This window comes from Sorangium sp. So ce381 (assembly GCF_051473845.1).
GTDB classification, from domain to species: Bacteria; Myxococcota_A; Polyangia; order Polyangiales; family Polyangiaceae; genus Sorangium; species Sorangium atrum.
The window spans coordinates 7,536,584-7,556,250 of the sequence record NZ_CP150336.1; the positions used below are offsets into that span (position 1 = coordinate 7,536,584).

8 protein-coding genes are annotated in these 19,667 nt (G+C 68.4%); 3 read left to right on the forward strand and 5 right to left on the reverse strand.

The window, feature by feature from the left end:
* Positions 1 to 42 precede the first annotated feature (42 nt).
* Both WMF29_RS28025 and WMF29_RS28030 read left to right on the forward strand, forming a co-directional pair.
* The gene (locus WMF29_RS28025; RefSeq protein WP_437323202.1) at positions 43 to 624 is read left to right on the forward strand and encodes a Uma2 family endonuclease; all 582 of its coding nucleotides are present in this window, start codon (positions 43 to 45) and stop codon (positions 622 to 624) included.
* Between the two features lie 324 nt (positions 625 to 948).
* The gene (locus WMF29_RS28030) at positions 949 to 6,084 is read left to right on the forward strand and encodes an AAA family ATPase (protein WP_437323203.1); all 5,136 of its coding nucleotides are present in this window, start codon (positions 949 to 951) and stop codon (positions 6,082 to 6,084) included.
* Between the two features lie 103 nt (positions 6,085 to 6,187).
* Here WMF29_RS28030 and WMF29_RS28035 read toward each other — a convergent pair whose 3' ends face one another.
* Both WMF29_RS28035 and WMF29_RS28040 read right to left on the reverse strand, forming a co-directional pair.
* Positions 6,188 to 7,798, reverse strand: coding sequence for a DUF1552 domain-containing protein (locus tag WMF29_RS28035; protein WP_437323204.1), 1,611 nt, complete (start codon positions 7,796 to 7,798; stop codon positions 6,188 to 6,190).
* Complete coding sequence (locus WMF29_RS28040) at positions 7,795 to 9,579, reverse strand: DUF1592 domain-containing protein (RefSeq protein ID WP_437323205.1); 1,785 nt, start codon at positions 9,577 to 9,579, stop codon at positions 7,795 to 7,797. The genes WMF29_RS28035 and WMF29_RS28040 overlap by 4 nt, the downstream gene beginning before the upstream one ends.
* A gap of 395 nt (positions 9,580 to 9,974) precedes the next feature.
* On the opposite strand from WMF29_RS28040, the gene WMF29_RS28045 reads away from it, so the two are divergent.
* Entirely contained in the window at positions 9,975 to 11,327 is a 1,353-nt protein-coding gene (locus tag WMF29_RS28045; RefSeq protein ID WP_437323206.1) for a glucuronyl esterase domain-containing protein, read from the forward strand.
* Positions 11,328 to 11,365: 38 nt separating this feature from the next.
* Here the strand turns inward: WMF29_RS28045 and WMF29_RS28050 are convergent, their stop codons facing one another.
* From WMF29_RS28050 to WMF29_RS28060, 3 genes are read right to left on the reverse strand one after another with little or no spacing between them, the layout of a single operon-like run.
* On the reverse strand, positions 11,366 to 13,003 hold the full coding sequence (locus tag WMF29_RS28050; protein WP_437323207.1) for a serine/threonine-protein kinase: 1,638 nt from the start codon (positions 13,001 to 13,003) through the stop codon (positions 11,366 to 11,368).
* A gap of 41 nt (positions 13,004 to 13,044) precedes the next feature.
* Positions 13,045 to 15,219 (reverse strand): CHAT domain-containing protein, encoded by a 2,175-nt coding sequence (locus WMF29_RS28055; protein ID WP_437323208.1) that lies wholly within the window; start codon positions 15,217 to 15,219, stop codon positions 13,045 to 13,047.
* The gene (locus WMF29_RS28060; protein WP_437323209.1) at positions 15,189 to 19,412 is read right to left on the reverse strand and encodes a CpXC domain-containing protein; all 4,224 of its coding nucleotides are present in this window, start codon (positions 19,410 to 19,412) and stop codon (positions 15,189 to 15,191) included. Before WMF29_RS28060 ends, WMF29_RS28055 begins: the two co-directional genes overlap by 31 nt.
* Between the last annotated feature and the right edge of the window lie 255 nt (positions 19,413 to 19,667).

Below are 19,667 nucleotides of genomic sequence, written 5' to 3' on the forward strand. Positions count from 1 at the left end.
GCTGCGTGGACATCGGAAGCCCGGCGCGCGACACTGCCGCACATGGGAGAAGCGGCGCCGCGACGGAAGCTCTCGCCGGAAGAATACCTCGATCTCGAGCGCGCATCGGAGGCGAGGCACGAGTACGCCGGCGGCGAGCTCTTCGCGATGTCCGGCGGTACGTTCGAGCACAGCGCCATCGCCGCGAACATCGGCCGACTGCTCGGCAACGCGCTGGGCGAGCGCGGATGCGTGGCGCTCAACTCCGACATGCGCATCAAGATCCCCGCCGCGGATCGCTACGTCTACCCGGATGGCTCGGTCGTCTGCGGCCGCCCCGAGTTCGAGGACGAGCGGCGCGACACCCTCCTGAACCCGGTCCTCGTGATCGAGGTGCTCTCCGATTCGAGCGAGGCGTACGATCGCGGCGACGAGTTCGCGCACTACCAGACCGTGGCGTCGATCCGAGAGGTCGTCCTGGCGTCACAGAAGGCGCCTCGCATCGAGGTGTTCGCGCGTCAGGCCGACGGGAGCTGGGTGCTCCGGGTCCATGGCCCCGGCGCTCGGGCTGCGCTGTCGTCGGTGGGGTGTGAGATCGGCGTGGATGACGTGTACCGGGGCGTGCTCGCGGCCACCAACCTCTGAATCTGTGGTTTCAGCGACACCGCATCGAACCGGTCCACCAGCGCTGTAGCGGGGAGTCGCGCCGGTTCAGGGCGAAGACTGTCATGGCGCCAAGTTCGCCACTTCGCTCCATTCCCGCACGGAATGCCCGGGGAGGCGCCCCGAGGATGCCGCCCGAAGTCGCGAGGAGCGCTCAGCGTCGCCAGGCTGGACTTCCATGCCTTGCCGCGTATTCTGCCGGCGGGCGAGCCTCTGTCCGACCGGGGGACGGCGGAGGCTCGAGATGATGTGTGGGGGCGTCACGCTCCTTTGGGTGGCTGACGCGGAATACGGGACCTTGGTGCCATGATCGATCTATCAGGTCACACGCTGCTCGAGAGGGTATACGAAGGCTCCGAGAGCGTGCTGTACCGCGGCCGCCGGAACGAGGACGGCGCGCCGGTCGCGGTCAAGATGCCTCGGTCCGAGTTCCCGACCGCCAGGGATCTCGCGCGGCTGCGGCGCGAGTTCGCGATCCTGCGGGACGCGGGCGAGGTGGCCGGCGTCGTCAAGGCGCACGCCATCGAGAAGTGCGGCAGGGGCCTCGCGCTCATCATGGAGGACCTCGGCCCCTCCTCGCTGCACGCCGTGCTGAAGGCGCGCAGGCTCGACGTGGGCGCGGCGCTCCGTATCGGCATCGCGCTCTCGGGCACCCTCGACGCGCTCCACGGACTCCGGATCATTCACAAGGACATCAAGCCGCTCAATATCCTGATCGACGAGAAGACGCACAGCCCGCGGCTCGTCGACTTCGGCATCGCGGCGCGCATCTCGAGGGAGACACCGGAGACGGCCCCCCCGGACGCGCTCGAAGGCACCTTGTCGCACATCGCCCCGGAGCAGACTGGCCGCATGAACCGGAGCGTCGATCTGCGCGCCGATCTCTACTCGTTCGGCGTCACGCTCTACGAGATGCTGACAGGGGCCCTCCCGTTCCAGGAGGGCGATCCCACCGCGCTCATTCACAGCCACATGGCGCGGATGCCGACGCCGCCGCACGAGCGCGCGCCGGGGGTGCCCCGCGCGCTCTCGGAGGTGATCATGAAGCTCCTGGCCAAGATGCCGGAGGACCGATACCAGAGCGCCCGCGGGGTCAAGCTCGACCTCGAGGAGTGCCTCCGGCGGTGGGAGGCAGCGGGCCGCGCCGATCCGTTTCCCCTGGGCCAGCACGACCGGCCCCTGGATCTGCGCGTTCCGCAGCGGCTCTATGGCCGGGATCACGAAGTGAATGTGCTCCTGTCCGCCTTTCATCGGGCTCGCCAGGGCGCGGCCGGGCTGGTGCTCATCTCGGGTTACTCCGGCGTCGGCAAGACCACGCTGGTGAACGAGATCCACAAGCCCATCGCCCGTCATGGTGGGTATTTCGCGAAAGGGAAGTTCGATCCGATCAACAGGGATGTCCCGCTCGCGTCGGTGGCGCAGGCCTTCCGTGAGCTCATCCGGCAGATCCTGACGGAGTCGGCGGCGGCCGTCGAGGGGTGGAAACGCAAGCTGCTCGCTGCGGTCGGCGCGAACGGGCAGCTCCTCCTGGAGCTGATCCCGGAGCTCGAGCTGATCCTCGGGCCTCAGCCGGACGTACCGGCGCTCGGGCCGACCGAGGCCAGGAACCGCTTCGATCTGCTGGTGCAGCGCTTCGTGCAGGTCTTCGCTGCCTCGACGCACCCGCTGACCCTCTTCCTCGATGATCTTCAGTGGGCCGATCCGGCGTCGCTCAGGATCCTCCAGCGCCTCCTCACGGACGTGGAGGGAAACCACCTCCTGATCGTCGGCGCCTACCGGGACAACGAGGTGGACGCCGCCCATCCGCTGCACGCGACGCTGGGCGAGCTTCGCAAGGCGGGCGCAGCGATCGCCGAGCTCACGCTCAAGCCCCTCGACATGCCCACGGTCGCGCAGATCGTCGCCGACACGCTGAGCGCGCAGCCGCATGCGAGCGCGCCGCTCGCGGCGCTGGTCTTCGAGAAGACCGAGGGCAACCCGTTCTTCCTGGGCCAGCTCCTCGGCGCGCTCCACGACGCGGGGGCGCTGTGGTTCGATGCGCCCTCGGAGGCCTGGGCATGGGACGTGGCGCGCGTCCGGGAGGCGGTCGCCGCCGACAACGTGGTCGACCTCATGCTCGACAAGCTGCACCGGCTCCCGCCGGCGACGCAGCGCGCGCTGAAGCTCGCCGCGTGCCTGGGCCACGCGTTCGATCTCACCACGCTGGCGGCCGTCCACGAGAAATCGCCCGCCGCGACGGCCGCCGATCTGTGGGACGCGCTGCGCGGAGGCGTGATCGTGCCGCTCGACAGCGATTATCGCTTCTTCGACGAGAGCGCGGGCACGGAGCCCTCGGCCCCCTCCGAGGTCAAGGTATCGTATCGGTTCCTGCACGACCGGGTGCGCCATGCGGCCTACTCGCTGGTCGAGCCTTCGCACAAGGAAGCGCTGCACCTGGCGATCGGCCGGCTGCTCCGCGGGCGGGCCGGCGAGGCGCCGCCGGACGAGGACTTGCTCGACATCGTTCGCCACCTGAACCTGGGCGCGCGGGGCATCGCCGACGAGGCCGAGCGGGTCGCCCTCGCCCGGCTCAACCTGCGAGCCGGCAGGGCGGCCAAGACCAGGACAGCCTATCAGGTGGCCGCAGGCCACTTCAGCGCGGGGATAGCGCTGCTCGGGGACGCGGGCTGGGGGCGCCACGAGGATCTCTGCTTCACGCTCAGCCGCGAGAACGCGGAGTGCGTGTACCTGAGCGGCGCGCCCGAGCGGGCCGAGGCGCTCTTCACGTCCCTCTTGCCCCGAGCGAGGTCGAACGTGGAGCTGGCGCAGGTCTACACCCTCCGCGTGCTGCTCTACACGACGCTGGGGAGCTTCGTGGACGCGGTGCGCGTGGGCGGCGAGGGCCTCAGCCTGCTCGGCTTCACGCTGCCGCGCACCGAGGCGGAGCGGCAGGCGTGCTTCGAGGCCGAGCTCGCGGAGCTCGAGGCGAACCTGGCGGGACGGCGCATCGAAGACCTCATCGATGCGCCGAGGATGGACAACCCGGAGCAAACGGCGTTGCTGCAGCTCCTCAGCGATATGAGCGGGTCGATCTTCACGATGAGCCCGGAGATCTACCCGCTGTTCGTCCTCAAGCAGGTCAACACCTCCCTGAGGTACGGGAACTCGGACGTGTCCGCCTTCGGGTATGCTGCCTACGGGTTCATGCTCGCTGCCCTGCACGGGCGGCCCGCGGAGGGCCGTGCGTTCGGCCGGCTCGGCCTTGCCTTGAGCGACAAGCTCCGAAACGCCAGCCTGGCCGCCAGGGTGAACAACGTCTTCGCCGCGTGCTCTCACCTGTTCGAATCCGTGCGTGACGGGATGACTTATTTCCTGAAGGCGCGCCAAGGAATGCTGGAGTCAGGTGACTTGGCCTATCTCGGCAGCGCATGGATGTCCTCGGTCTGCAACATGTTCACCGCGGGCTATCCGCTCGAGGAGCTGCGCGAGGAGGTGGGGCGAGGCCTCGTCGTGTCGCGGCGAACGAGCGACGTGCTCACCACTGCCGTGCTGACGCTCGTGAGACAGGCTATCACGAGCCTGCAAGGAAAGACGCGGGGCCGCGACAGCCTGAACGACGACCATTTCGATGAGAGCGAGTTCCTCGCGAAGCTCAACGAGAGGGACCATTTTCCGGCATTCTTCGTTCACGCGATGCTCAAGCTGCAGCTTCGTTATCTCTGTGGCGATCGCGAGGGGGCCGCGGCGAGCGGCGAGGACGCCGAGGCCAGGAGCGCGGCCATGTTCGGCATGTATCAGCCGACAAAGCTGCATTTTTATACCTGCATGGCGCTCCTGGCGCTGCCCGCCGCGGCCTCGCCCGACGAGGCGGAGCGCCGCGCGCGGACCATCGCCCGCCACAAGGAGCGGATCGCGGGCCTCGCCGCGAGCGCTCCCATGAACTTCCAGCACCTGCTGCTGCTCATCCAGGCCGAGGAGGCGCGCGTCGCCGGCGATCAGCTCGAGGCCATGGGCCTTTACGACCGGGCCATCTCCCTGGCCCGGGAGAACGAGTTTCCTCACGACGAGGCGCTCGCGAACGAGCTGTGCGCGATGCTGCACCTCCACGAGGGCAGGACGAAGGTGGCGCGCGCCTACATGATCGACGCGCACCTCGGCTACCGGCACTGGGGAGCGACGGCCAAGGCGGACGCGCTCGCGCGCGATCACGCCGCGCTGCTGCCCTCTTCGATCGGCAGCGAGCCGATCTCGTCCATCCCCTCGGCGACGTCGGGCCCGGCGCACGCGGGGACCATCCTCGGCCGGACGACGGTCGGCAACCTGCGGGACGCTGCGCTGATCGTGCGCGCCGTGCAGGGCATCGCCGGCGAGACGGAGCTCGAGCGGGTGATCGAACGCCTTGTGACGCTCGTGCTCGGGAACTCCGGCGCGCAGCGGGGGGCGCTGGTCCTGGAGCGGGACGGGCGGCTCTTCGTCGAGGCGACCTTCGGGGTCGAGCCCGGGACGCTCGCGCTCGGGCCGAGCGAGCCGCTCGATGTGCGCCCCGACCTTCCGCACAAGGTCGCGCTGTTCGTCGCCCGCACCCGCGAGCCGCTGGTCCTCGACGACGCCAGCGCCGATGCCCGGTTCTCCGACGACCCGTGTATCCTCCGGCAGGGCACGCGATCCGTCCTGTGCCTGCCGCTGATCCACCAGGGCCGCATGAGCGGCGTCCTTTACCTGGAGAACAACGCCGCGAGCAGGGCGTTCAACGCGAGCCGCGTGGAGCTGCTCGGCCTCCTGTCGTCCCAGGCCGCGATATCCATCGAGAACGCGCTGCTCCTCTCGGGCATGCGGGTCGTGAAGGAGCAAGTCCTGCACGCCAACCGGCGGCTCGAGGCCGAGGTAGCGCAGCGCACCGAGGAGCTCCAGCGCTCCAACACGCAGCTCAGCGCGAGCAACGAGCGGCTGAAGATCGAGCTCGCGCAGCGCGAGCAGGCGGAGCGGGACCGGGCCGCGCTGCAGCGGCAGATGTTCGAGGCGCAGCAGTCGAGGCTGGCGGAGCTCTCGACGCCGCTCATCCCGATCACCGATCGGATCATGGTGATGCCGCTCATCGGGACCATGGATGCCGCGCGGGCGGCCCAGGTGCTGGAGGTCGCGCTCGACGGCGCCCAGCGCAACCAGGCGCGCGTCGTGATCCTGGACATCACGGGGATGAAGCACATCGATACCCAGATTGCGCAGACCCTCGTGGGGACCGCCAATGCGCTGCGGCTGCTCGGCACGGAGGCCGTGCTCACCGGCACACGCGCCGAGGTCGCCCAGGCGATGGTGAGCCTGGACATCGAGCTGAAGTCCATCGTCACCATGGGCACCCTTCAGAGCGGCATCGCCTATGCGCTCCACCGCGCCGGGCAGTCGACCGGGATCGGCGCGCCGCTGTCCTCTGGGCCAGCCCGCGCGCGCCCGCCGGCGAGGTGAGGGTCGGGCGGTCACGCTCGAACCGATCGTGGAAGTCAGAGAGCGCCGACGGCGCTCTCCCATGTGCGTGCTGTTCCGGGCCTGCGGCGTACGTTCGGCCGCCTCACGCCTTGATGGCGTCGAGCTCCCCCGGATTGCTGATGCCAGGCCCGTCGGTGACGTTGCCTGCACCGTCGGTGGTGAACGCCGGCCCGCTGCCACCGAAGCCGGCCGCGACCGCATCGGAGACGCCGAAGCGATCGACCGGAACCCAGTTGGGCGTCCCGGCGCCGAGCGCGTTGATCAACGTCGTGTAGAGCTTGTTCAGCGGGACGGTTCCGCCCGACGAGCCGGTGTTGCCGCTGTTGCTCTCGCCCTCCGCGCCGCTCGAGCAGGAGGCTTCGCTGTTGCCTGCCTCGAGCTTCCCGCTCCCGACGTTCACCGAGACGCCCTGCTTGAGGTAACCGCCGGCGCTGCCGGCGATCACGATGGGCAAGTTGTTGTTGTTGTGCGCGTTGCCGTCGGCGAGCTCCGGCAGCCACATGACCGCGGAGTTGTCGAGCATGGTGCCTCCCCCCTCCTCGACGCTGTCGATGGTCTTGACCAGCTTGGCGTACCGACCCGCATACCAGCGATCGATCTCGTGGATCTGCTCGATGACGCCGCTCACGCACTGGCCGCCGACGGCGGCGCTCCCGTTCCGGTGCGAGAGCCCGTGATGATCGTGGGTGTGCGCGATGCCGTCCCACTTGAACGTCACATAGCCCGGCCACTGGAGCACGATGGAGCGGTTGTTGTCGCACATCATCGTGAGCGCGATGAGCCGGATCATCATCTCGCTGCCGAGCGTGTACACCGTCTCGCTGCTGGGGAAGCCGCCGCCGCGAGCGGGGTAGCCCGCCTGCGTGAGGGCGGCGTCCGTGATGCCGAGAGCGGTCGCCGACTCCGCCGTGCAAGCCGAGGGGACGACCCGCTGCTCGGTCTCGCGGAGCAGGGAGAGCCAGTCGTCGATCTTCTTCCGATCGCCGCCGCTCATCTTGCGGGCCTTGTAGGCGTTCAGGTCATGGCTCACCAGATCGATGATGCTCTCGCCGCGAGCCACGCGATAATCCGCTTCGGTCGCGGTGCCGCTCGTGAAGAGCCCGGTCAGGCTGCTGTACACCGTGCGCGCGTTGGTCACGGGCGCGTACGGCGTCTTCGGCGCCGAGTACGATACGATGCCCTTGACGTTCGTGAACGCATTGCCGACGGAGAGCACGAGCGGGACCTTGTTGGTGCCCTGGTTGAAGCGCTGCGCGATCTCGTGATCGAGCGAGTGCGACAGCGCCCAGTGATCTCCGGTGGGATCGAGGGGCGCGCAGGTCAGCTTGCTGCCCATGCCCTGATCGTGGGGATCGAAATAAGCCGTACCGTCGATCTTGTTGTTGAAGCCGTTCAGCGGCATCGCGAGCCCGCGCGGGAAGAGCAGCTTCGACGCGAAGGGCGCGAGCGGGGCGAGGGTCCGGGGCTTCCCGTCCGCCTGCGCCGTCTCCAGGGACGCCGCGGTGACGCTCCCGGCGCCGTTCTCGATCGTCGGGAACCAGCGGTTCGTCAGGCAACCGTTGTTGGTGTAGAAGATCACCAGGCGGCGCGGCGACGGCGCTTCCTGCGCTCGCGCGGAGCGGTCGAGCGTATTCAAGAAGGGGACGGCGAGCGCCGCGCCACCAAGTCCACGCAGGAACAGTCTTCGGTTCACGGCTCCACCTCCGCCTGCAGGGCACGAACTCGGAACGATTGACTCTGTGTGAGGTCCGCGATGAGGTCGAGCACCGTGTAGCCGCCCTGGGTGAGCTTGGCGGTCAGCTCGTCCACGGTGCAGGAGTCCTCGTTGTTCAGCTCGCGCTGGTAGGCGAACGAGACCCACTTTCGCACGTAGCACTTGTGCGCTGCCGGAGAGCTCGCGATGGCCTCGGAGAGCGCCACCGGGCCGTCGACCGCCACGGTGTCGTCGCCCACGCCGACGTCCACCCGTGTGTCGATCGGCGCGCCCGAGAACGATTCGGTCTGCTGGTAGGCCCCCACGGCGTCGTACGCCTCGAACGCGAAGCCCGCCGGGTTGATGTACGTATGGTGGCAGAACTTGCAGGAGTCTCCGGCCGTCTGCGCGTCGACCCGAGCGCGGTTGGTCGTCAGGCTTTCGTCCGTGGGCAGCGGCGTGCCTTCCACCATCGGCGGCGGCGGCGGGATGTCCGCGCAGAGGACCTCCTTCTGCAAGAACGCCCCGCGCAGGATGGGCGACGTCCGGTCGTACCCCGAGTGCGACACCAGGAAGCCCAGGCGCGTGAAGAGGCCAGAGCGCTTCGTCGGGTCGAGCTCGACCGGCACGAGCTCCGCGCCGTTGAACTCCGCAGGATCGAGGTCGTAGAGCGGCGCCAGCGAGGCGTTGACGAAGCCCACAGGCGTGGTGACCAGATCCTGGAACGTCCCGGCCTGATCGAAGACCACGTGCTCGATGAAGCGCTCGGTCTCCTCCGACAGGAGCGGGCCCATCGACGCTTTGAAGTCCGGGAAGGCGGCCGGATCACGCTGGATGTCCGACCAGCGCGTGCCGGGGCCCATGTGGAGGTAGAGCTCGTGGAAGGCCTTGACCATCCCGCGGCTCTTGGGATCCGCCAACATTCGCTGCGCCTGAGCGAGGATCTGCTCCGGCGTCTGCAGCGCATCGGCGTCCGCTGCCGCGAACAGCGCGTCGTCCGGCATGGTCCCCCAGATCAGGTACGAGAGGCGCGACGCCACTTCATGGCTGTTCAGCACGAAGTACTCCCCCTCGGGCTCCTCGCTGATCTCGGCTCGCATCAGGAAGGAGGGCGAGAGCAAGAACCCCTCGATGATCAGCTGGGCGCCGTCGTCGAACGAGCCGGTCGGCGTGAGCGCCTGGCGGCGAGCGTAGAGGGCCTGGAAGAGCCCTCTCTCCTCCTCGGTGAGCGGTCGCCGGAAGGCGCGCCGTCCCAGCGTATCGATGAGCTGGTGCGCGCACGCGGTGCCGTCGCCCGACGGCGTGCACGGGATGGTCTTGGCGCGCGCCCTGGGGTCCGCCATCACCGCCGCCGCCACCGTCGCTGCAGCGGTCTTGTACCCGTCCCACGCGCGCTGATCGACGCTCCCGACGCCATCCGGCGCGAGCATCGACGACGGCTGGTTGTCGATGCCGACCAGATCGCGAATCGTGTTGTCGTACTGCGCCCTCGTCAGCCGCGGCAGCGCCGACGTTCGCGGGATGCCCGGCACACACACCGTCGGCTCGACGCCGGGGCCACCCCCCGCCGAGCCGTCCCCTCCGGCGCCGTCTCCGGTTCCAGACCCGTTGCCAGATCCATTGCCAGATCCGTTGCCAGCGCCGCTCCCAGGCCCGTCGCCAGAGCCGCTGCTCGCCTCCGGGTCATCGCCGCCGCCGATCATCGCGGTGCAACCACCCATGGCCGCGTAACTCGCCGTGAGCAGCACAGGAACGATGAATCGTCTCGCCCACGTGTTCATAGGACTCACCTCGTCCGAGGGGCTCGCACATCGGGCATCGCCCAGACCTAGGATGCCTTGTCGTGGGTCGCAGATCACGAGTTTTCTCGTATTTTCGTCTTGGCGCAAGTTTGCTTTCGGCCGGCAAATCCGCTGGTTTGCAAGGCGCCGGGGCGAGGCGCGTGAGTAGAATTTCGACTTCTCTTGTGATACAGCAATTATTGCGTGAGAGTGGCATGATATTGTGAGCGTTCACATGGACATCGACGTACAGCGGACAGCGCCACGCGACCCAATGCGCTCTTCGCGCGAACCGAACCACGCCTGCGCAGGAGCGGCCGGACACGCTCTCGGCGCTGCTCCGCTGAGCGATTCGAGCCGTCGCGAACCAAACCAACTTTCGGGCATCGAGGACAATGCGAAAAATTCTTCTGACTCTGCTGTTCCTGTCGATCCCCGGCTGCGGTGATGACCCCTCCGACACCACGACATCGAGCACAACGACGTCGAGCGGCGGGGACAACAGCGGAGGAGCTGGCTCTTCCGGCAGCTCATCGGTCTCGGGAGGGGGTGGCAGTGGATCCACCGGCCCGGGCGGCCCAGGCGGCGTCGAAGACAGCGGCGCGAGCTGCCCCGAGCCGACGTTGCCTGACGCGGCGTCTCTCCCTGTCTACGAGACTCATCACGATCCGTTCACGATGCTGGATGGATCGCGCATCACGAAGAAGTCGGAATGGGCATGTCGGCGCGCGGAGATCAAGGCGCAGGTCGAGGAGTACGAGTCCGGACCGAAGCCCGCGGTGTCCAAGGATGACGTGACGGGGGAGTTCTCGGGGAACAAGCTGACGGTCGGCGTCAACGAGGGCTCGAAGAGCGTCTCCTTCTCCATCGACATCAACCGGCCTGCCGGGGCGCCTTCCGCTCCGATTCCACTGCTCATCAGCCTCTACGGCTTTGGCGGCGTGACCCTGGACGCGAGCGTGTTCAGCCAGAACGGCGTCGCGACGGCCGTCTTCAACAACAACGACATGGGCGCCCAGGGCGGCGGCGGCACGCGTGGGACGGGGATCTTCTACGACCTCTACGGCAAGGACCACCCGGCCAGCTCGATGATCGCGTGGGCCTGGGGTATCAGCCGGATCATCGACGCGCTGGAGAAGACCCCGGCGGCCAACATCGATCCGAAGCGCATCGCCGTGACGGGTTGTTCGCGGGATGGAAAGGGTGCCCTCACCGCAGGAGCGTTCGACGAGCGCATCGTGCTGACGATCCCGCAGGAGTCGGGCGCCGGAGGCTCGGCGAGCTGGCGCGTGTCACAGGCAGGGAAGGACGCTGGGGAGAACGTGCAGACCCTGTCCAGCGCGGCCGGTGAGCAGCCGTGGTTCCGTGAGAGCTTCGGCTCGAACTTCGGCAACAAGGTGACGACCCTCCCGTTCGATCATCACATGGTCATGGGCCTCGTCGCCCCGCGCGCGCTGCTCGTCATCGACAATCGCATCGATTGGCTCGGCATCGACAGCACCTTCACGGCCGGGTCCATCGCCCACGCGATCTGGGAGGGGCTCGGCGTGCCCGACAGGATGGCCTACTCGCAGCTCGGCGGCCATGAGCACTGCCAGTTCCCCGCGCAGCAGAGGGCGATCCTCGAGGCGTACGTGAAGAAGTTCCTCGTCGGGGGCGGCACCGACGACACCAACCTGCTCGAGAGTGACGGGGCGAAGGCCGACCTCGGCCGGTGGATGACGTGGACGCCGCCGAGCCTCCAGTGACCGCCGGGCTCACGAGGACGAACGGCGGTGCCGTCGCCTCAGCAAGGCATGCACGCCTCGATCGGGTTTGAATGGTAGATGCCGAGCTGCGTGCGGGTCGCGAGGCGGACGATCAGGTCCTTCGGCAGATGTTGCCGGACATCGTCAACAGTCATGCCAAACCGGTAGGGCGCGCCGGATTCAAGGTAGACCGGGTCGTCCAGCTGGCACCACACCGTCTCCCCGATCGTGACGATCCCCACGTCGTGCTTGTTCGGAGCGGCGGCGCCATCGATGGCGCCGCCCACGTCCTTCACGGTCGTGCCCCCGCGCACGGTCGACTGTCTCAGCGCTTTCACGACGTGGGTCCTGAGCACATTGAATATCTGCTGCCCCTCGACAACGTACACATCCTGCTTCGTCACCTTGCTCGCCGCTGGGATGCCTCGCGTGCTCGAACGCAGAAGGACCTCCGATATCCGCTCGAAGCTCGGTAGAACCTCGACGATCTCGATGCCGACGTGAGTCAGCGTTACCGGACGGCTCGCCAGGTTGAGCACGGTCACGTCGAAAGCCAGGTCGGCCTCCGTGGCGGTCCCCTCCAGCTGGAGGTGGAGACAGCAACGCCTCTGGAACGGCGACGTGTCCGGCCGGTCGGGTACCACCTTCCACGGGGCCGCGCCCCGCGCCAGGCCGACGCTCGCGAACTCCAGCTCGCCCGCGACAACGCTGGTCCTGCGACCGAAAGCGTCCGCGCTCTCTCCTGCGGCTGCGGTGATCGCGGCGTCGGGCCGGTCGATCGTGGCGCAGTCGCGTATCCCGAGCTGCTCGAGTCGAGACGAGAGGTCACGAGCGGTCGGAATGCGGTCGAGCTTGCGCTTGCGCAGGCAGAGGTCGATGATGTCTGCGAGAGCGCCGAGGCTCGGATTGGCGGCGCGTGCGCTCGGCATGGGTACGTGCGGCGCGCGCACCATGCCCAGCGCGGCCGGGCTGAGCGGCGCGAGCGGGTGCCGGCCGACCACCAGCTCAAACAGCATGATGCCGACCGCCCACAGGTCGCTGCGATGGTCGATCGCATCGGCCCCCCACTGCTCGGGGGACATGTAGGGCGCACTGCCCATGATGTGCACCGGCTGCGTCTCCGCCGAGAGCTCGGAGGCGTCCGCCTGGGCCTGCTCGGTCGTCCCGTATTCATCGGCCAAGAGCTTCGCGATGCCGAAATCGAGGAGTTTTACCGTCCCCGACTCGGTGACCATGATGTTCTCGGGTTTGAGATCGCGGTGGATGATCCCGCGGCCATGGGCGTACTCGAGAGCTCGCGTCACCGGCAAGATCATCGTCATGGCCTGATCGGGCCGCAGCGGCAGGGTCCGCTCCTGCATCCACGCCCGCAGCGTCTGCCCCTTGTGGTACTCCAGCACCATGTAGGGATTCCCATGGTGCTCATCCGCCGCGTGGACCACGGCGATGTTCTCGTGGCGGCAGCGCGCCATGGCGCGGGCCTCGATCATGAAACGGCGGACGAAATCGGGCCGGGTCTGCAGCATGAGCTTGATCGCGACCAGACGATCCAGCTTGGTGTCGCGGGCCAGGAACACGGCGCCCATGCCACCGCGCCCCAGCTCGCGGAGGATCTCGTAGTGCGCCACGTGGTCACCTGGCTCGGGAAGCTCGCGGCGTGTGGGTTCGACGCTCATGGCAGCATTTTACCTCCGTCGAGGCCCGCAATGCTCTCGTTTCATATTCCCGTGACGTAGAAGGCAGCCCAGTGCACGGGGTCGGCGAACGAGAGGGTCTCCGGGTCCTGCAGCAGCGCGCGGAGGTGCAGCGCCTCCGCGGTCTCCCGCGACATCCTCGGCGCGAGCTCGGGCACGAGCCGCTCCAGGTACGCCGCGAGCTCGCGGTTGGTCAGGTCGCGCAGCCAGATCTGCGCTCTCCGCAGCGCGACGGCGGGGGCGAGGCGCTCGCTTCGCCACAGCTCGTAAAAACGCCCCATCAGGAGCGACGCGCTGATGTCGTAGACGGGCCACAACGACGCGACCACACCCGCGAACCCGGCCTGCAGGAACGCCGAAGGCAGCGCGACCACCTCGTTGGGCACGCCCGTACCCACGATCCCGGTCTCGCACGCCGACAGGACGGCGAGGCGCGCCCGCTGGCCCGGCAGCGCGAACAGCGCCTCGACGGTGAGCACCTCGTCGTTCGCCATCAGCAGCCCGCTCTGGAGGGGTTCGTTCCAGTTGTTCATTCCGTGGCATGAGAAGTGGCAAACGTGCGCTCGCGCGATCGCCGCCAGCACCTCGTCGCGGCGGCACTCCTCGCCCACCATCCGGGTCACGTCCTCGACGGCGAACTGCGCAGCGGCGGCCTCGACCTCATGGCGGCTGTTCTGCAGCGGGACCGCCGAGGTCGGCCTCGGATCGTCCACCACGAGCAGCCTCGTCTGCCCGCACGCCCCCGCGACGTCGCGCGCATGCGCCAGCGCGCGGATCGACGGCGCGTAGCTGAACGACACCTCGTCGAGGGCGCAGCGCGGCGGATCGCCGGCCTCGCCGGTCCAGGCGGCGTGCAGCGGCAGCAGCGAGAGGAGCCCGTTCGGGATGAGCGCCGCCCTCGCGCTCCCCGAGAAACGCTCCGTGAGCAGGGCGACGACGGGCCCCATGGCCAGATCCCACAAGGTGCGTGTCGTTCGCGTGATGCTCTCGTGCCAGCGAGCGCGCGCCTCCCGATCGTCCGGGCGCAGCAGCTGCTCCCGATAGGCGCCGAGCCAGCTCTCCGGTGGGAGCTGGCCCTGGGCTCCTTGGACGATTCGATTCACCTCGTCCGTGGTCATCGAATCCAGCCAGAGCGGCGTCACTTCCATGGCACCGGACGCGCTGGATACGACCAGCGCGATGCCGCCCACGTCCGTCGCCGCGAGATAGACGACCGGCACGCCCGGCTCGAGCGCGGCCGCGAGCGACGCAGCAGAAGGATGCGCGAGGAAGGACTCGTTGCCGGGGATCGATCGGATCGCCTCCATCACCCCGCGCAGATCGGCGCGGGCCACGCGGACCTGCTCGCGCACGCTCCGGCCGTGCTCGGATTCCCCCAGTGGATGCGCCACCACCCCGTTTGCCGCCACCGCTTCCAGCTGGCGGAGCTGGGCCAGCATCTGCCTGTAGCGGTGAGCGAGCTCGGGCGCTCGCTCCTCGACCGCTTCGAGGTCGGTCCGGCTGCGGTCGAGCATCTCGGTGAGCACGCGCGCGCGACCCGTCTCCAGGGCGAGCACCGCGCCCTGGAAATCGCCCATGCGCGCCAGGCTGTAGGCGGCTCCTGCATAGAGCGCCGGCGCCGAGCGCAGATAGCTCTGCTTGTCCGAGCGCAGCAGCTGCGCTTCACACAGCGTGTCCACGATCGCCATGGCTTCTGCGTAGGCGCTCGCCGCTTCTCGCCAGGCCGATCGCTTGAGCGAGCACAGCCCGAGCAGCTCGGCGCTCCCCAGAGCAAAGCCCGGAGAGCGCGCGCGACCCAGCTCCAGCGCCTGGCGGGAAGCGGCCGCGGCCTCACTCAGGTCCTCCCTGCTCCCTGTGCGCACGAAGCGTTCGTGGAGGTCGCCGGCCAGGCCGTAGAGGCTCGCGAACAAGCCGTCTTGATCCGGGGAATGCATAGAAGGGTTCGCGGGCTGGAATACATCCACGGCTTTGCGGTAGACCGAGACCGCCTCCTCCAGGTCTTCCAACCTCCTCGTCTGTCCGTACCAGCAGTCCAGGCTGCTACCCAGCCGGATGAGCGAGCGCGCCCAGCCTGGCGAACCCGTATCCGCGCTGCCCACTGCCAGGCGGCAGGCGGCCGTGGCGTCGCGCAGGTCGTCCAGGCTCCCCGTCCGGTGGTGCCGCTCGATCAGCCATGCTCCCAGGTTGCTGAGCAACATCCGTCGATCCGGCGACTCCGAGGGCGTGGCCTCCACGGCCTGACGCAAGAGCGCGATGGCGTCCTGCAACCCCCCATCTCACGCGTGTGTTGGTACAGGTACACGAGGGCGACGCTCAGGCTGTTGAGCGTCTGCGGCTTCGGAGAGGCCGGTGCGGCGGCGTCCACGGCCCGGCGCAAGAGCGCGATGCCCTCCTGAAGGTCGTCCAGCGCGCCGGTACACCGATAGCGATCCACGAGGGCCAGGCCCAGATGGTCAGCGCATTCATGTTGGTGTGGGCTCGCATTCACGGCCAGGCGCAGGAGCGCAATGGCATCCTGTAGATCGTCGACCCTCGCCGTGCGCTGGTACCGCGTCCGAAGGGCGTCGGCCATGCTGGTCAGCGAGACAATCCGCCTCGATCTCGGTGAATCTGCTGGTATGGTGTGCAGATCCCGCTGATGGACCGCGATCGCTTCGTCAAGGTCCTCCACGTTCCTCATCTTCTCGTACCGCGTGAGCAGGCCGATGCCGAGCTCCTGGAGACAAGCCGGTCGATCCGGGGCGACGGGATCCCGGGCCTGACGGCAAATCGCGATCAGCTCGTCCAGATCCTCCGGCTTCCCCATCCGGTGGTATCGCGCGTGAAGAGCTCTGCCCAGCGCGTTGACCACCCAGGGACTCGTCGGGTCGAGATCCAGGGCCGCGCGGCAAATGCCGACGGCATCCTCCAGATCCTCCATCTGGCCGGTACGCTCGTACCGCTTGAGGAGGCCGCCACCGAGGCCAGCCCGGAGGAGCGCAGTCCGTGCTGGGGAGGCAGGGTAGCCGGCATCGACGGCCTGCCGCTCGAGCGCGATGGCCTCCTCCAGATCCTCCGACCTGGCCGTCATGTCGTAACGAAGCTGAAGGCAGGCGCCCAGGTTCGCGAGGTAGGCAGGCCTATCCTGATAGCTCGACGGCAACATCTCCAGAGCCTGCCTCCCCAGCGTGATGGCGCGCTCCAGGTCGGAGAGCTCACCGCGCGCCTCGTATCGCTGACGAAGCAGGCGTGCGGCGTGGCTCGATTGGTCGGCCTTCACCAGGGAGGCAGCCAGATCCAGGCCGGGATCGGAGAGCACACGCTCCCTGCACGCGATCGCGGCGTCCAGCGCCTGCGTCTGCTTGCTGCGGAGGTAGCGCTCCTCGTGGTACTCTGCTTCGCGGACGCCAGCCTGGATCGATCGAGGGAACTGCTCGGCCTCGACGACCACGGCGAAGCTCGCCCGGAATTCGTCGTATGCATTCTGCACGCCGAGCTCGCGGCAGCGGCGGAGAAACGCCGCGTGCTCCTCGTACCTCCGTGCGGTCACTTCATCACCGGCCGCGCTCGCTCTCTGCATCATCCCCAGCAGCGCGGGTTCAGCCCGTCCACCGATGAGCTCCAGATGCTCGTGGAGGACGAGATACAGCTCGTCCACTGTCCTCGCCGAAACGAGCTGCACGAGCGCGGTCATGACGGGATGCTCCGGCTCGGCCATGGCCGCAGCGAACCGCGCCTGCGCGGTCTCCACGCCCTCGTCCACCACCGCAGGGAGAAGCTCCCTCGGAATGAGGACTGCCCTCGGGCTCACGTCGTCGCCGGACTCGCCGAGGAGCTTGCGCCACTCTTCAACGAGGTGCGCCGCATGCTCCTGGTCCTGCTCGTCTGTGGTATTCTGCGCGGGCGAAAAGACGAGCGTACGCTCCGGCCCAGGACAGACGAGCAGCAGCGGCATGTCGGCCACACCGAGCTCCGCCCCGCATCGATGGCAAACAACCTGCTGGATCGTGCCGCTCCGGATCGCGCCCAGGAGCTCGGGCCGTCGCTCGATGCCCTCCAGATCGAGGATCACCCAGGTCTTCACGGTCACCGGCCCACACCGCGGGCACGCGACCTGGATCGGCAACATGAGCCCCTGAGCCACGCCCGCCTCCGCGTCGAGCTCACGCTTCAGCCTCGCCGCCTCGCGATGGGTCGCGTTCGCCTCCGCCAGATCGTCGATCTGCTCCGTGCTCTCGTACCGCCGTTCGAGCCAGAGGGCCAGGTTCTTCAGGTATATCGGCCTGTCCGGAGAGCTCGCGGGAAGGGCGTCCAGAGCCCGGCGGTAGACGGCGATCGCCTCCTGCAAGTCGCCCATCTGCCGCATCTCCAGGTACCGCGTGCCCAGGGCGTTGCCCAGGGTGCTGAGGATCAGCGGCAGATCGCTGGAGCCAGGAGCCGCCGCATCGAGGTTGTAACGAAAGAGCGCGATCGCCTCTTGCAAGTCCTTCAGCTCCGTGGAGCGCTCATACCGTTTGCGAAGGGCAGCTCCGAGGTTGTTGAGGATGACCCGCCGGTCCGGAGCGTCTGGTGCGATGGCGGCGCGGGCCCGGCGGAAGGTGGCGATGGCCTCCTCCAGGTCCTCCTTGCGGCCGGTGTGCTCGGACCTGGTTCGAAGGACCGTGCCGAGCCCGTTGAGCCACAGCGGCCAGTTGGGGAGCTCGGGCGATCCGGCGTCGATGGCTCCCCGGAACACCGAGATGGCCTCCTCCAGGTCCTCCAGTCGGCCCATGCGCTGGTGCCGCTGGCTCAGGCTGGCCCCCAGAAGCGAGAGCAGCCTCGGTCTGGAGGGGGAGTCGGGTGGAATGGCGGCGACGATCCGGCGGTCGAGCGCGATCGACTCGTCGAGATCCTTCATCCGGCCCGTGCGCTCGAAGCGCATCCGAAGAGCCTCGCCCAGGTTCTTGAGGTTCATCGGCAAGTCCGAGGAGCCCGCCGGCGTGGCGTCGAGGGCCTGGCGGTGCAGTACGATGGCCTCCTCGATGTCTTCCATCCGCCCGGCGCGTCCATCGCGCCTGTACCGAAGGAGCAACGCGTTTCCCAGGCCGATGGTGGCGTTGCGTCGCCCCGGAGAGCCCGCCGGGGCTTCCTCGAAGGCTCGACGGTAAAGGACGAAGGACTCGTCCAGATCCTCGGACTGCCCTGTGCGCTCGAACCGCTTTCGGATGCAGGTGGCCAGGCCGACGAGGACGTCTGCCAGGGCTGGAGAGCCGGACGAGCCGGCGTCGAGGGCCTGCCGCGACAGGGAGATCGCTTGCTCCAGATGGTCCATCCGCGCCGTGCGCTCGAACCGCATCCGGTAGGCCGTACCCAGGTTGGAGAGACACCGCAGCCGCTCCGGGGTGTTGACCGGCGCCTCGTCCAGCGCCTGGCTCCACAGCGCGGTGGCCCTGTCCAGATCGGACAGGGCGCCGCGCGCTTGGTGTCTCTGCAGGAACAACCCGGCCGCTCCTTCCAGCGCGGCGAGCCGCAGGTGCGCTCGGAGGTGCCTCTCCGAGCGCCCCGCGGCCTGGGCTCCCGAAGCAGGGCGGAAGAGCGCCTCTTCCCAGAGGGCTGCCGCCCTGTCCAGGGCCTCCAGATCACCGGTCTCGCGATAGCGTCGCTCGGCGCTCTCGGATTCCTCCAGGACATCGGGGAGCGGCTCGGACGAGCCCGCAGCGAGGCGCTCCAGCTCCTCCGCCGCGCAGCGGAGCTTCTCGGCGAACGCTCCCTCGATGCCCACCTGTTCGCATCGGTGCAGCAGCGCCAGTCCCTCCTCGATCGCGCTCGTGTCAGCCGTGCTCTTGAGCGCTTGCGCGGTGCCGAGCATTGCCGCGCGCGCGCCTTCGCCCTCTTCACCGGCGAGCTTCAGCAGCTCCGGATGCTGGCGGACGACGAGGTAAGCTTCCTCCCAGGAGAGTGCTTTCATGAAGCGCCACGCGATCCGCAGGAGCGGATTTCCGTGCGCAGCCGGATCGCGTTGGAGTTGTTGCAACTTCTCCAGCGCGCCCTCTGCGAACACCCCGGGCAGGTGCTCCCGAAGAACCGGAACCAGCATGGGCGGGCGGTCCGAGCCCCATGGCTGTCGTTGCGTCCACCACCGGGCAACCAGAGCCCTCACGACCGCTTGATCCCGCTCGGCGTTCGTCTCCTGTGCCGGAGAGAAGAAGAGCATCGATTGCTCCCCCGGGACATGAAGCAGCAAGGGCGCATCCGCCGACAGCGCCGATCCACACCCTGGACACGCCACCTGGTGGATCGTCCCGCTGCAGATCGCCGCCACCAGCTCGTCTCGATGGGCCGCGTGCTCGAAGTCGATGATCGCCGTCACGGGCACCGTTACCGGCCCGCACCGCGCGCAGGAGAGCTCCAGGGGGTCTTCGTATCTGTGCATGTCCGGTGACCGTTCCATCGTGTCAGCTCCTCTGCTGTTCACCCTCGTTCGCCGGAGGTCCGCCCGGACCCGCAGAAAGGCCGCGCGGAACCATGTCTCCTGGCGTCGGCATCTCGTCGTGAGCACCGCCCGCTGGCTCGGGGCCGCGGGCGCTCTCCCTTCTCGCGGGCCTGCGCGGCGAGCTCTCCTTCTCGCCTTGCATGACCTTGCACAGCGCGTACCACGAGTTGCTTGCGCCGCAGACCCATCCCCCGG

Bases quoted from the DNA above. Each gene is read 5' to 3' on its own strand.
- WMF29_RS28055 (WP_437323208.1), bottom strand. From the start codon at position 15,219: ATGTTGCTCAGCAACCTGGGAGCATGGCTGATCGAGCGGCACCACCGG.
- WMF29_RS28050 (WP_437323207.1), bottom strand. From the start codon at position 13,003: ATGAGCGTCGAACCCACACGCCGCGAGCTTCCCGAGCCAGGTGACCAC.
- WMF29_RS28060 (WP_437323209.1), bottom strand. From the start codon at position 19,412: ATGCACAGATACGAAGACCCCCTGGAGCTCTCCTGCGCGCGGTGCGGG.
- WMF29_RS28040 (WP_437323205.1), bottom strand. From the start codon at position 9,579: ATGAACACGTGGGCGAGACGATTCATCGTTCCTGTGCTGCTCACGGCG.
- WMF29_RS28025 (WP_437323202.1), top strand. From the start codon at position 43: ATGGGAGAAGCGGCGCCGCGACGGAAGCTCTCGCCGGAAGAATACCTC.
- WMF29_RS28045 (WP_437323206.1), top strand. From the start codon at position 9,975: ATGCGAAAAATTCTTCTGACTCTGCTGTTCCTGTCGATCCCCGGCTGC.
- WMF29_RS28030 (WP_437323203.1), top strand. From the start codon at position 949: ATGATCGATCTATCAGGTCACACGCTGCTCGAGAGGGTATACGAAGGC.